The 13250-nt window shown below is 58.4% G+C and carries 9 protein-coding genes, 3 tRNA genes and 3 pseudogenes; 4 read left to right on the top strand and 11 right to left on the bottom strand.

Annotated features, from left to right (window positions below):
- Positions 1-9 precede the first annotated feature (9 nt).
- Entirely contained in the window at positions 10-576 is a 567-nt protein-coding gene (locus C4900_RS09450; protein WP_176716032.1) for a pyridoxamine 5'-phosphate oxidase family protein, read from the top strand.
- 447 nt (positions 577-1023) lie between these two features.
- Entirely contained in the window at positions 1024-2706 is a 1683-nt protein-coding gene (locus C4900_RS09445) for a chloride channel protein (protein WP_083996242.1), read from the top strand.
- A gap of 768 nt (positions 2707-3474) precedes the next feature.
- On the opposite strand, the gene C4900_RS09440 is transcribed toward C4900_RS09445, so the two are convergent.
- The 5 genes from C4900_RS09440 to C4900_RS09420 all read right to left on the bottom strand — a co-directional run bounded on the left by C4900_RS09440 (position 3475) and on the right by C4900_RS09420 (position 7706).
- The gene (locus C4900_RS09440) at positions 3475-3984 is read right to left on the bottom strand and encodes an FKBP-type peptidyl-prolyl cis-trans isomerase (protein WP_065971923.1); all 510 of its coding nucleotides are present in this window, start codon (positions 3982-3984) and stop codon (positions 3475-3477) included.
- Positions 3985-3999: 15 nt separating this feature from the next.
- Positions 4000-4389 (bottom strand): hypothetical protein, encoded by a 390-nt coding sequence (locus C4900_RS09435; protein WP_065971924.1) that lies wholly within the window; start codon positions 4387-4389, stop codon positions 4000-4002.
- A gap of 91 nt (positions 4390-4480) precedes the next feature.
- A complete protein-coding gene (aprA, locus tag C4900_RS09430; RefSeq protein ID WP_065971925.1) occupies positions 4481-6349 on the bottom strand; it encodes an adenylyl-sulfate reductase subunit alpha in 1869 nt (622 codons plus the stop codon).
- Positions 6349-6831 carry an adenylyl-sulfate reductase subunit beta gene (aprB, locus tag C4900_RS09425; protein WP_065971926.1) on the bottom strand — a complete coding sequence of 161 codons (483 nt, stop codon included), beginning with the start codon at positions 6829-6831 and terminating at the stop codon, positions 6349-6351. Before aprB ends, aprA begins: the two co-directional genes overlap by 1 nt.
- A 26-nt stretch (positions 6832-6857) precedes the next feature.
- Complete coding sequence (locus C4900_RS09420) at positions 6858-7706, bottom strand: adenylyl-sulfate reductase (RefSeq protein ID WP_065971927.1); 849 nt, start codon at positions 7704-7706, stop codon at positions 6858-6860.
- A 386-nt stretch (positions 7707-8092) separates the two neighbouring features.
- Here C4900_RS09420 and C4900_RS09415 point away from each other — a divergent pair, with 386 nt between their 5' ends.
- On the top strand, positions 8093-9205 hold the full coding sequence (locus C4900_RS09415; RefSeq protein ID WP_114282560.1) for an IS110 family RNA-guided transposase: 1113 nt from the start codon (positions 8093-8095) through the stop codon (positions 9203-9205).
- 386 nt (positions 9206-9591) lie between these two features.
- Here C4900_RS09415 and tnpA read toward each other — a convergent pair.
- The 6 genes and pseudogenes from tnpA to C4900_RS09385 all read right to left on the bottom strand — a co-directional run bounded on the left by tnpA (position 9592) and on the right by C4900_RS09385 (position 12221).
- Positions 9592-10023 (bottom strand): annotated as a pseudogene (gene tnpA / locus C4900_RS09410) (IS200/IS605 family transposase).
- 120 nt (positions 10024-10143) lie between these two features.
- Positions 10144-11052 (bottom strand): annotated as a pseudogene (locus tag C4900_RS17275) (helicase-related protein); the annotation flags it as partial.
- Between the two features lie 386 nt (positions 11053-11438).
- Positions 11439-11711, bottom strand: a pseudogene (locus C4900_RS16665) (transposase); the annotation flags it as partial.
- Positions 11712-11958: 247 nt separating this feature from the next.
- Positions 11959-12035, bottom strand: a tRNA-His gene (locus C4900_RS09395).
- Between the two features lie 22 nt (positions 12036-12057).
- Positions 12058-12133 (bottom strand) — tRNA-Arg (locus tag C4900_RS09390).
- Between the two features lie 11 nt (positions 12134-12144).
- A tRNA-Pro gene (locus tag C4900_RS09385) sits at positions 12145-12221 on the bottom strand.
- A 165-nt stretch (positions 12222-12386) separates the two neighbouring features.
- On the opposite strand from C4900_RS09385, the gene folD reads away from it, so the two are divergent.
- Positions 12387-13244 (top strand): bifunctional methylenetetrahydrofolate dehydrogenase/methenyltetrahydrofolate cyclohydrolase FolD, encoded by an 858-nt coding sequence (gene folD, locus C4900_RS09380; RefSeq protein WP_065971931.1) that lies wholly within the window; start codon positions 12387-12389, stop codon positions 13242-13244.
- The last annotated feature ends 6 nt before the right edge of the window (positions 13245-13250 follow it).

Here is a 13250-nt window from a genome sequence, read left to right as displayed (position 1 = left end):
AGACTGAGAATGAAGACCAAGGATACCGGCAACATCCTCCATGACGGCGAATTGGAAGCGCAAAGGCGTTTCTGTGGGGGGCGAACGGCGGAGAATGATGCCCAGCTCGCGGCCATGGTCCAGATGATTCAGGACCATATCCGACCCTCGTGGATCGAGTTCCTCGAAAGCCAGCCATTCTTCTTCCTGGCATCGGCCAACCAGTACGGCGCCTGCGATTGCAGTTTCCGGGGGCGCGAATATACCATCGTTGGTACACCCACGCCTTTACTCAAGGTGCTGAACCCTAAGATCGTGGTGTTCCCGGATTACAGCGGCAACAATCTCTACAACTCGCTAGGCAATATTCTAGTCAATCCCCATGTCGGTATGCTCTTCGTGGACTTCCAGAAACGATCACGGGCGCGGGTGAACGGGTCGGCCGAGATTGTGGAAGACCCAAATGCCTATTCCCATATATGGCCTCGTGCTTTACGTTACGTGCGGGTCACCGTGGAACAGGCGTACCCCAACTGTAAGGCTCGGATTCCGATCATGATGCCGGCCCCCCTTACGGATGTGTTTTTCGACGAGTAAGCACGCATGCCCGCATTTTCTAGAACGCTCCGTGCTTGGCGAACCAAAGCTTTCGACGCGACCCTGAAACGAGAGATTGAGGGTCTGGGTGTAAATGCGATGCCTTTGGCGGGCTACGCCGCTGACGGACCGGTCACGATCCGTGTCTTGCACGCGATGTGGCCCATGTCGGCGACACCTTCATGAGCCTGACCCATACCGCCGAACTGAACCACGTGGCCCCGTTCAAATACTTGGTCGCCCTCCGGCATCATACCAACGAGGTCGCCGCGAACCCCGCCACCTAGATGCCCTGGAACTACTAGGCGACGCTCGCCCCGCAAAACCCCAACCCTGAGCCCCCCGATTAGCCGATCTGCGCGGTGGCCGAGCGTTTTACGCATCTCTGCCGGCGGAAGGACACGCTATACTTCACAACTCGCTCCCGTACAACAGGCACGAACTAATATGGACCGCTCTTCCCCTCAACCAAATGATTCGTCCAGCCGTCCGCCGTTCAACTTTTCATTGCGATTCTGGATCATTATCGTGTTGACCGGTATCGGCACGGGAATAGGGGCCGGTGTGCTGATGCTGATTCTGCGTACCGTGCAGCACGCTTGCTTTTCCTACCACACTGGCGATTTCCAGTCAGCCGTCGAACAAGCAACGGCCCTACGCCGAGTCGTAGTCGTGTCGCTAGCTGGAGTCGTAGCAGCCTTCGGCGTCTGGCTACTAAAACACACCCCAGGAGGGGCAGCCGGTGGGGTGAATGACGCCATCTGGTTTCGCTCCGGACAGTTGGCCTGCGTGAAGACGATCGCTCAAGCCATACTCTCGATTGTGATTGTCGCCATGGGGGCCTCTCTGGGCCGGGAAGGAGCACCGAAACAAACTGGGGCCGCCATTGCCAGCAAACTATCCCAATGGGCAGGCTTATCGTCTGCCGAAACGCGACTCCTCGTCGCGTGCGGAGCGGGAGCGGGTATGGCGGCTGTCTATAACGTGCCGCTCGGTGGCGCGCTGTTTGCGCTAGAGGTTCTGCTCGGTTCGCTGGCCCTGCCGCTTATCCCTCCCGCCCTGGCTACTTCCTTTATCGCCACCGCCGTATCCTGGCTGTTCCTTTCGGCTAAGCCGACCTACCTCATTCCAACCTATGCCGTCACTGGCACCCAAATCATTTGGGCTATCGTCTTCGGGCCCATTGCGGGACTGGCCTCGGTGGTTTTCGTGAGACTGATCATTCGCGCAGAGAGAGCGAAACCGCATCGCGGGATCGCCATGGCCCTCCCTGTCCTCGTGTTTATCATGCTAGGCTTAGCCTCCATCTGGTTCCCGCAGTTGCTCGGCAATGGCAAGGGTGTTACTCAACTGACCTTGGTCGACCAGATCAGCTTGCCGCTTCTGGCGGCCCTGGTACTGTTAAAACCGTTGGCCACATCCGCGTGCCTGGGAAGCGGCGCCCCAGGGGGATTGTTCACCCCAAGCTTAACATTTGGGGCTCTCCTCGGCGGTACAATGGGGCATCTCTGGTCAGGGTTTTGGCCCGGCGCCACACCTGGCAGTTACGCGGTCATCGGAGGTGCCGCAATTCTGGCCGCCTGCATGCAAGCCCCTCTAGCCGCTATCGTGCTGGTCTTGGAACTCACCCACCACATCACAACGATCATGGTGCCTGTCCTGGTTGCCGTCGCAGGCGCCTCTGTCACAGCGCGAATAGTCGACAGACGATCTGTCTACTCCGGCTCTCTCCATCTCAAACGGCAGGCCGCCCAAGATCAGTCGAACGACACGGTCCTATGGGGACGGCCCCTTTCTAAGGATTTTACAACCATATCGATCTCTGCCAATTACCTGGAAGTTTTAGAGCGCCTACTCGCCAACACAAACTCCCCGCGCCCACTCTATGTGCTAGACGGGAATGCCCAGCTGGCTGGTCGCATCCTGCCAGCCCGCGCCCTCCATCCACAAGCACTACCCCCTGTGCTAGTAACCGGCGCTGCAGGTGATTTCATAGAACCGGTTCAAGCGCTGAGCCCCCTCATGAGTCAAGCCGAAGTGATTGCGCGCCTGGATACTGAACCGAGTGGGGAATTACCCGTGATCGACCGGAAGAACGGCCGCTTCCTGGGGATCGTGAGACGTGAGTGAATAATGGTCTACTACACGCAGTTGCGCCGCGCCTACGATAATCCGCCACCCCCCTGCTTGCGACCACGACCAGCAGATCCTGCCGCTCGACGACCCGCCGTTCTGACCATTGCGCACGCATCCGGCGGGGCCAAACCCGTCCTCCTAAGGTTTACGCCCCACATCCATCACCGATCATGAAACAATACGCCATCAAATACCGTGACCACTCTCAGGGATCTGTTTTGAAGACCCCCCACAATGCTAGACGGATTCCGCTGGTAGTTTTCCAGTCTTCTCGCCAGCGTGCGTGATCTTAGTAGCCGTTCCCGGACGGCCAGCGGGGCGGCGCGCTGATGCACGATTCGTCCTTGCACCTTGCCCATAGAACACGTACGACACACGGGGGAATCACAGGATCCGGAAGGTCATGCTGGTATACAATATGACCACGCGGCCGGCCATATTCGCGCCGCCTGTTTTAGGGCTTTTTGGGCGTGGTATATTTGACTTCTTTATGGAACGGTTCCCAGATGGTCTCGTAGCCTACGTAACCCTTCTCGTTCGGCGCTTTTTGCCGCGTTGTCAGAAAGCGCGATTTGCCTTCCGGGACCGGACGCTTGGTTTTTGTGGGCTCGCTCATTGTTTACCTCTCGATGGCAAATGGGGCGCGGAATCCCCGATACCAAGCTACCCAACGCGCAACAGATCGAGCGATAGAGTTAAGCCCGGTTACCGGGATTGGATTCAGCACTGCACTTCCTTTTGCGCAGGCTGTTTTCACACTATTCAAAGCGGAACGGCACGACAGTTACTCAGGTCTGGGGCCGCTTCTATCTTGCCACCGTACTGAATTTCCTCATCAGTGGCATCACGTACCATCACTATCTCAAGCTTGAAAATCACTTCCCGGCCGCACAGCGGGTTATTGCCGTCAATCGTCACCGTTCTGGCATCCACTCTGGTCACAAGAAAACTCTTGGTTTGACCGTTGTCATTTTCCATAAGAATAGCCGTGCCGACTTCACGGTATTCCGCTGGGACGTTCGCTATGGATTCGATAACCACAAGCGCTTCATCCCGGGGGCCATATATGTCGTTGCAGTCTATGTGTACCTCGATAACATCGCCCTCGGATTTGCCTTCCAGCGCGTCCATGACCCGGGGCGACAATATCTCAGTGACGCCATGGACATAGCCAAGAGGAAACTCGACCTGCGTTAGCACATGGCATGTTTTCTGGTCGATAACCTTGTATGTCAGTTCGACATATTTGTTGGCTTCGATGATCGCTTTCATGAGTATCCCGACGTTTCAGAAAATAGAGGCGGCAAAGATGCGTACCTCACCTTGTTCATAGCCTAGCACCAGCCGACCGAGCCATTCCCCTTCCCTCTTCGTGCTTCGGACCCGGTACAGAACCGTGACATGCTGCCCTCTACGGATGATACCAAGGTAATCCCATTCTTTGTGCAAGCTTCGGGTCAGTTCGCTGTTGGCGAACTGTTTGCCGACTTCGACTTCATTGAGGCCGAGCAGCAGATCGTAGGAGAAATTGCGGATGAATTTGCCGTATTGCCCCTGGTTGGAGTATTTGATCAGGTCGCGCCACATGGGGTGGGCGAGCGCCAGAATCGCCTCGTCGGTGTGGTCGATGATGTTCGTGGGGGTCTTGGGTGTGGCCTGCGCGACAGGGCTTGTCATGAGCAATTCCTCTGAAACAACCGCTAATAGGCGTACGTGGCTTCAGGGTGGCCGGCAGCGGCCATGTCACGCGCGCCGCCGAAGCTGCGCCTCACTCATTCTTGCCAACCAAGTGGTAGCATGGGGCCTTTTCCATGGTGTATTCTCCGGTCTCCGGATTCCGACGCGATACGGTGAGCACGTGCCAGTTTGCATCGTCGAGCTTCATCGCGTCCCCCCGGTAGTAGTAACCTGGCCAGCGGGTTTCCTTGCGGAACAGGGTATGTTGCATAACCGCTTCGGAGGTGAGGTGGCGATGCTTCAGTTCCCAGGCGCGCAACAGCTCGTGGATGTCCTCGGCGGCGATCTTTTCAAGGTCTTCTTCCATGATCTTGAGCTTTTTCAGGCCGATCTGCAGCAGTTTGTCGTTGGTCATATAGTTGACTGTCGCCCCTGCACAGTACTCGTCCATCAATTTCTGCAGACGGTCCAGGCCCTGTCTGGGGTTGATGTAGTGCGGGTTGACGCTACCCGCCGTGATTTCGTTGCGGTTGACCCTGTAATGCTCCATCGGCTTGAAGATTTCTTCCCCACGGCGCTGGATCTGCGCATCGGAAATCTGAATGCCCTCGGCCTTACCGTCGTCGATGTATTTGCATGCAGCCTTGGCGGCCAGACGGCCTTCGGTAAAAGAGCCCGACGAAAACGCGTGCGGCGTACCGCCGACGGCATCGCCCGCGCCGAACAGGCCTTCCACCGTGGTCATGCGGTTGTAGCCCCAGTAGTACTCCGGAGGGGAAATGTCCTCCGGGCCTGAGCACCAGGCGCCGCAACCGGTCGCGTGCGAGCCCATCACATACGGCTCGGAGGTGGTCAGTTCCGGGTTTTCATACTTCGGATTGACATCAGTCGCCGCCCACAGCACGGCCTGACCCACGGTCATGCCGAGGAAGTTATGCCAGCCGATCTCCTCAAGGTGCGGATCCTGGAAGGCCTCCATCGTCACCATGTGGATAGGACCGCGGCCGGCGTTCACCTCGGAGATGAATGCGTGGTTGCGCAGGCAGGTCGGAATAGGTTTGTGAGACAAGTGCTGGCCTTCGGTATCCAGGTATTCCTTGCCGACCATTTCAGTCAGCGCCGGGAACCACTTCGACTCGTACTCCTCGCCATTGCAGTTCTGCGTGTAGGTCTTGAGGTGCAGAAAATACGCTCCCACCGGACCGTAACCGTCCTTGAATCGCGCCAGGACGATACGGTTTTCCATCTGGGTCATTTTCGCGCCTGCCTGAATCATCAGGCCATAGGCTGAACCCGACGACCACGGCGCATACCAGACGCGACCCGCACCTTCACCGACTGAGCGCGGCTTGAATATGTTGGAGGCTCCGCCCGCCCCAACAATCACCGTCTTGGACTTGAAGACGTGGTAATCACCGGTACGGACGTTAAAGCCGACCGCACCGGCCACGCGGTTCTCCTTGGCATCATCCATCAACAGATGAGTGATGCAGACCCGGTTGAAGACCTTGTCGGCGGATTTCTTGGCGGCCTCGGCGACGATCGGCTTGTAGGATTCGCCGTGAATCATGATCTGCCAACGCCCTTCGCGCTGATAAGCGCCGGTCTTGGGATCGCGCATTATCGGCAGGCCCCACTCCTCGAACTGGTGAACGGCTGAATCAACGTGACGCGCCATATCGAACAGCAGGTCTTCGCGCACCATCCCCATCAGGTCCATCCGCGCGTAACGGACGTGATCTTCAGGCTTGTTCTCGCCCCAGCGCGTACCCATGTAACAGTTGATTGCGTAGAGGCCCTGAGCCACCGCACCCGAACGGTCCATATTGGCCTTTTCGGCGATGACGATCTTCTTGTCCTGCCCCCAATAGCGCGCTTCCCACGCGGCGCCCGTGCCGCCCAGGCCCGCTCCTACGACAAGTATGTCGATATTGTCTTCGACAACCGTGTTGTAAGCCATTAGTAGTACACCCCTTCTTTCATCACGAGACCGTTCGATTCCAGCGTGTGCAGATCGCCTTCATCCATACGAATGTATTTAGGCTCGTTAAACAGCAACTGGCTATCACGCATTGCTTGGCTCGGCGCAGGCACATCGGAGAGTTGAGGAATGTGTTTACCCCAGGGTTTGGTCGTAATCGGCGCCAGCAGTTCCATGTCTTTTTCGCCATTGCGGAACTTGATGCGCCAGGCAATGACGCCTTTTTGCTCGTCGCGGCGGACGCGCACAGAATGTCCCAGCGGGGCGAAGTCGGCGTAGCCGCGCACATCGATCGCGTCCTGCGGGCAGGCCTTGACGCACGAGTAGCACTCCCAGCACATGTTCGGCTCAATGTTGTAGGCGCGCCGCGTGACTTTATCGATGTGCATGATGTCTGACGGACAGATGTCAACACAGTATCCGCAGCCATCGCAACGCGTCATGTACACAAAGGTAGGCATGGTGCTCCTCTCGATTGATTGGCCCGTTAAAAATGGTTGGGCGCTTCACGCTTGATTCCCAATCCCATGTTGGGCGGCTTGGCGCCCATGTAGGTCGGGATATCCGGAAACCTCGCCTGCACTTTAGGATCCGACAAATCGTAGATTGCGGGCATGTTTTCCCTCGAGCCATCCGCCTTGGTAATGCGCTTCTGGAACGCGGCCGCGGGCTTGAAGAACATGTGCGCGAATTTGGACCAGTACACCGAGCCGAAGAGCAAGGTGCTGAAGGCGACGAACAACACGAAGAACAGCATGTTCAGTGCGCCGAGCCCCATGGTGAAAGACCAGAGCAGCGCAAAGGTGCCCATGCCGAGCAGGCCTATGATAAAAAGGTCGCCACGCCCGTTGAGGTGATACCACTTGACGCCCTCGCTGGCGACGTCGACGCGGATGCTGAACCAGAACCAGTAACCCCCCAGGCACAGCATGGCCGCGCCCAGATACCAAAGCAGCGGCAGGATTTTCGGCACCGGATCGTTCAAGGTCGGATAGGCAAAGATCAGTATCACCGTGGTGACGACAAAAATTATGAAGCCGTACATAGTGAAGAGGTGGGAAATGCGGCGCTTCGGATTGTCGAATTCGCCCGAGGTCAGCACCTCCTTGGCGACGGTCTTCAAGGCCAGCGCGCTTTTTTCACCGGTACTTAGCGTGCGCGTCGCTTTCTTTTTTGCCTTCCTGGCATTCTCGAAAAAGTATTGGGCGCTTTTCTTGTGACGCATGTCGAGCATCGTCCCGGCCACCACCAGTAGGAGCATCAGCAGGACGTAGACCTGCATGACAAGCGGGGACAGAAAAACGGTAAGATCAGCGAAAGGATTGCTGGTGAACATTAGATTGCCCCCGGTTAGCGTTCGCGAATCAACGGAGCCTACGACGCTATAGCCACCTCAAGCGCTAGGTCCTGGGCCAGACATCGAACAAGACAAACCAACGCTCAGCGCATCGCTCACCGAGTAACACTGTCTTTACCACGTTCACGCTAATAAAGTCAACCTCCATGTGAACGCCGGAGCTTCGTCCGCGGACATATGGGTGGGCTTGACCCACCCGCTATCCGAGTAAATATCCCCCGGCAGAGCCGGGGGCTTTAATTTGTGAGCCGCTCAAAGCGGCTATAGACATCATGTATTGACCTGCCCGGCCTCAAGCGACGTGGATTAAGCTTGAGGTCGGGAAAACCACCATCAGCTCAGAGCCACAATTGAGGGGGCAGGTCATGACGAAGTTTAGCAAGTACATAGGCTTGGATACACATAAGGACACGATAGCGGTGGCTATTGCCGAGGCCGGCCAGAGTAAGCCGCGCTACTACGGGGAGATCGCCAACACCCCGGAGGCGGTGGCCAAGCTCGTGAAGAAGTTGAGCCCGGCCGGTGAGGTGCTGTCGTTCTGCTACGAGGCCGGCCCCTGCGGCTACGGCATCCACCGGCAGTTGACCCATCTGGGCCATGCCTGCGCCGTGGTCGCCCCCTCGCTCATCCCCGTAAAGCCCGGGGATCGGGTGAAGACCGATCGCCGGGATAGCGAATCGCTCGCCCGCTTGCATCGCGCCGGCGAGCTCACGGCGGTCTGGGTCCCAGGACCCGAGCAAGAGGCGGTGCGCGACCTCACCCGCGCCCGGGAAGACACCAAGGCCCTCGAGCGGCAGGCCAAGCAGCGCCTATCGGCCTTTCTCCTGCGTCATGGTCGCCTCTATGCCGCGGGCAAGACCAAATGGACCAAGGCCCATGGTGAGTGGCTCATGACCCTCAAGTTCGAGGCCCCCGTCCAGCAGAACGTCTTCCAGGAGTACGTCGATACCGTGGCCCATCTCACCGGCCGGGTGGCGGCCCTGGAAGAGGAGATGGTGCGGGTCCTGGACGATTTCTCATTAGCCCCCATCGTGCGCGCCTTGATGGCGCTGCGCGGCATACAGCTCGTGACGGCCCTTACCGTGGTCGCCGAGATCGGGGATCTCACGCGCTTTACCTCGCCCCGGCAGCTCATGAGCTATCTGGGGCTCGTGCCCTCCGAATCCTCCAGTGGCGCCACCACCCGCCGCGGCGGCATTACCAAGACCGGCAATGGGCACGTCCGGCGGGTGCTCACCGAGGCCGCCTGGTGCTACCGCTTCCCGGCGCGCAAGACCGCGCATCTGCAACGGCGGGCCAAGAACACCAGCGATCCCGTGCAGGCCATCGCCTGGAAGGCCCAGAAGCGGCTCTGCGGCCGTTACCAGCACCTGATCCGCGCCGGCAAGATCAAGGTGCAGGTGTGCACGGCCATTGCCCGTGAGCTCACAGGCTTCCTGTGGGCCGTGGCCTGTGCCGTCCAGACGGAGACCCAGTAACCAACATAGCGCATAAGACTTCGAGTATACTATAATTGTCAGTGTGACTGGTAAACTATTAACCATGAGACGTGAGTCTTTATATCAAGGCAGGAGTGGCCCGGTGGGAGAATCCTCGGCCCCCCTATGAGGCGCCGATTCAACCCGGTGACCCTCGATTATAGAGCGAGGCAGCTCCACGACGAAGCGAAGTCAGGCGGTATCCAACCCGCGTATATCAGAGTGATCGACCGTCGTTAACAGCCGCTCGTGCCTTGACTCAAAGACTTACGGACAAAAGGAGCGAAAAGACAAAAGAAAACCCATACCAGTAGTTGACAGGTCAATACATATCAGGGGGTCGCTTACGCGGCCCCGGTTCTTGGGGGCCACCGCACGGTGGCCCATCAACGCCACAGGTTCATTTGGTCCAGGCGCTGATCTTCTTGCTCTTGGTTTCTGATGTACTCCCGGATGGTGGCCTCATCGCGCCCGACCGTGGAGACAAAGTACCCTCGGGCTCAGAAGTGCTGCCCGACGAAGTTGCGTTTCCGTTCCCCGTACACGCGTGCCAGATGAATGGCGCTCTTGCCCTTGATGTACCCGACCACCTGTGAGACTGCGTACTTGGGTGGAATCGATATCATCATGTGCACATGATCTGACATCAGGTGGCCCTCCTCGATCCGGCTTTCCTTGCGTTCTGCCAGATTGCGGAATATTTCGCCTAAGTGCTGCCGCAGCTGGGCGTATAGCGTTTTTCGGCGACATTTCGGGATAAACACCACATGATATTTGCACTCCCACTTCGAGTGGCTTAGGCTTTGATACTCGTCCATCGTGAAATTTCCTCTTCGTTAGCTTGGCGGCTCACGAATGGGAGTTTCGTCGATGGACTCCCCTATTTGTCAAACTTTACCTGCCTCCCCGGCAGAGCCGGGGGGCCTCCCTTTGTAGGCTAGAGGCAAATGGCGGGTCTTAACCATCGTATCGTTGATCTCGCTGGAAAGGTCGAGCTGGAGTTGCTCGAAGCTGGTCTTGACTTCCTTAGGCTGTCGGCAGTTCTGGTAGATCTCGGCAAAACACCGCTCGAAGTCGACACCGGAGCCAACCGTGCTGATAACTTCGTCACTGGCCCCGATACACCTCCGAATAGTGGGAACTTCTGCGACACCAGCTCGCACACCCGCGCGCCTGCCCCATTGCTGTGGTCTATGAAGTTCACAACCACTACATAGAATTTTTGCCCGTAGCGGTGGCGCCGTCCAATGCGTTGTTCGATGCGCAGCGGGTTCCAGGGCAGGTCATAGTTTGATGCCGAGCGAACAGAACTGGAGGTTGATGCCTTCGGGCCCAGCCTTGGTGGCAATCATGACCTTACCGCGCTCCATGAACCGTTCGACCAGGGCCGCGCGGGTGTCGGCAGTCTTAGAACCTGTGATGAGATCGGTGCCTTCGTGGCGCTTCCACCAGTCCTTGTCGATTGCCTGCGCGCGCTGGCCGCTATTGGTGCCGTTGAAGAGTACGATGCCGTCTCCGAATGGCGTAGCGGCCAGGAAGTCGAGGAGGTATTGTTGCGTGCGCTTGGATTCGGTGAAGATGATAGCCTTCCTGGCCGCACCCAACCGATCCAGCTCACCGAAGGCGCGATCCAGAGCGGTGAGCAGCGCCTTGCCCTTGGCGTTGTCACGGGTGTTGGTTGCCAGCGTTCTGAAGTGGCGGAGCTACTCGATTTCCTGCGCGATGGCATCACGCCTGGTGCGGCTCGCTGCCTTTGTGCCCGACTCTTTGTCTCCCCATTCGTCGGCGGCCTCGGCGAGCGACTCGTAGTCCTCATCTAGTTCGTCGAAGAGATTGGGAACGACGGTAGCTTCATTCACAGTCCGTGTCTCGCGTCCGGTTGTGCAGAATTTTTTGGAACGTATTGAGGACCGCACGGTGCGCCTCGCGCCATGCCTCTATCGCGGCGACATTGTCGGGCGTTGCGATACTGGCACGCACGTAGTCGCCGGCGCGATTAACCTTCGACTTCGAGCCTCCTGGCTAACCAGATCCCTCAGCCATGTGCCATTGATGCCGAACGTACAAGCTCAAGGGCGCGGAGCCAGCATGCTGACAGAGTATCCCTCTAGAGCGGAAGGTTGTGCATCATGGTGCCTTCAGAGGCTGACTTGCGCCATTAACGAACATTAATCGACGGGCCAGCGCGGCGCCACGAAAACGCAGCGCCTCGGCGTACTCGGGTGACGCGTACCACACCTTTGTACCGATAGCGGCGGTTGGTGAGGTCGCGGGCCTTGGGGGCGTGTTGCCGGAGAACATCGGTCTGGCCCTGATAGGCCGAATCACCCCATACCCGGGTCTCCTCGCCATGGAGCAGATCCGGCAGGACCGTGACGTCATGGACGTGGGCGGCAGTGGCCACTACAGCATGGATGACCTTGGTCTTGCTGTCGACCCCGATGTGGGCCTTTACCCCTTTCAGGGGGTTCATGCCGAAGTACCACTGATTCCCCTTCGTGGACCTCCTGGATCCCTTTTTCCACTTCGCTTACCGACAGAGATGCCCCGATCCCGCGCACTGCCGGGCGAGACCGCAAGACAACTCACGCACGAAAACCGACACACCATGGGCGTTTTTGGGCTCTACCTGGCTCTATTTAAAGGGATCTTCAGGAGGTCGTCCGGTACACTTTGCGCCGACTTGAATGTTCCGCCGGTGTACCGGTACCCTATATTCTTCATTAAGAAGAACGCATAAGTCATTGATAAAGTGGGGTGAGCGATGGGATTCGAACCCACGACAACCGGAATCACAATCCGGGACTCTAACCAGCTGAGCTACGCTCACCATAACGATCGGGATGACGGTGTGGCACGCCCGGCAGGAATCGAACCTGCAACCAACGGCTTAGAAGGCCGTTGCTCTATCCATTGAGCTACGGGCGCCTCATTCCTGTTGGTCGGGGTAGAGGGATTCGAACCCCCGACACCCTGCTCCCAAAGCAGGTGCGCTACCAGGCTGCGCTATACCCCGAGCATGCCTTCGCCCAATGCGGCGAAGGGGCAAAAATATACGCGGAGCGGCCGACTTCGTCAATGATCGCGTAGCCATCCGGGCGCGCGCCATGGACCCCATGGATTATGGCTTGGCCACGTCCGTGGGTCATGGGATGATAGGGCTTTCTTCCGGATGACCTCTATGACTGCGCGCCTCATCGACGGCAAACAAATCGCCGCGTCTATCCTGGCCGACATCAAGGAGCGGATCGATGCGCGCGAGAGCCATGGCCTGCGGCGCCCAAACTTGGCGGTCATCCTGATCGGTGACGATCCGGCCTCCGCAATCTATGTCCGCAACAAGACCGAGGCCTGCAGGCGCGTTGGCATCGGATCCGTCCCGCATATCCTGAAGACCGCCCCCACCGAGGCCGAACTTCTCGCACTCATTACGCGACTGAACGAAGACGAGAGTATCGATGGGATCTTGCTACAGCTGCCGCTACCCGCCCCTTTGCGGCCCGAGCTTTTCATAGAGCACATCCTGCCGACCAAGGATGTCGACGGCTTCCATCCCTATAACATGGGGCGGCTCGCAGTGCGTCGCCCGGCGCTACGGCCGTGCACCCCGGCGGGGGTGATGACGCTCCTGCACCACACGGGTATCCCGCTCCGTGGGCTCCATGCAGTCGTCGTCGGGGCCTCGAATCATGTCGGGCGCCCGATGGGCCTTGAGCTGCTGCTCGCCGGGTGCACGGTGACGACCTGCCATAGATTCACGAACGGCCTTCGTGGCCATGTCGCGGCCGCCGACATCCTGATCGCAGCGGCTGGCAAACCGCATCTCATACCCGGGGATTGGATCAAGGAAGGGGCCATCGTCATCGACATCGGCATGAATCGCCTGGCAAACGGCCACCTGGTCGGTGATATCGATTTCGCAGAAGCAGAAAAACGAGCAGGATGGATCACGCCGGTGCCTGGTGGAGTAGGACCGATGACGGTCTCCACCCTGCTCGCCAACACGCTCGAGGCCGCCACGCTCCGATCTGCATCGTGAGGTCGG

This window comes from Acidiferrobacter thiooxydans (assembly GCF_003333315.1).
GTDB classification, from domain to species: domain Bacteria; phylum Pseudomonadota; class Gammaproteobacteria; order Acidiferrobacterales; family Acidiferrobacteraceae; genus Acidiferrobacter; species Acidiferrobacter thiooxydans.
The sequence above is the reverse complement of the archived record's forward strand: the minus strand, read 5'-3'. Positions and strand labels throughout refer to the sequence as shown.

Coding starts and splice junctions, on each gene's coding strand:
- C4900_RS09450 (WP_176716032.1), top strand. CDS start 10: ATGAAGACCAAGGATACCGGCAACATCCTCCATGACGGCGAATTGGAA.
- C4900_RS09445 (WP_083996242.1), top strand. CDS start 1,024: ATGGACCGCTCTTCCCCTCAACCAAATGATTCGTCCAGCCGTCCGCCG.
- C4900_RS09440 (WP_065971923.1), bottom strand. CDS start 3,984: ATGAAAGCGATCATCGAAGCCAACAAATATGTCGAACTGACATACAAG.
- C4900_RS09435 (WP_065971924.1), bottom strand. CDS start 4,389: ATGACAAGCCCTGTCGCGCAGGCCACACCCAAGACCCCCACGAACATC.
- aprA (WP_065971925.1), bottom strand. CDS start 6,349: ATGGCTTACAACACGGTTGTCGAAGACAATATCGACATACTTGTCGTA.
- aprB (WP_065971926.1), bottom strand. CDS start 6,831: ATGCCTACCTTTGTGTACATGACGCGTTGCGATGGCTGCGGATACTGT.
- C4900_RS09420 (WP_065971927.1), bottom strand. CDS start 7,706: ATGTTCACCAGCAATCCTTTCGCTGATCTTACCGTTTTTCTGTCCCCG.
- C4900_RS09415 (WP_114282560.1), top strand. CDS start 8,093: ATGACGAAGTTTAGCAAGTACATAGGCTTGGATACACATAAGGACACG.
- folD (WP_065971931.1), top strand. CDS start 12,387: ATGACTGCGCGCCTCATCGACGGCAAACAAATCGCCGCGTCTATCCTG.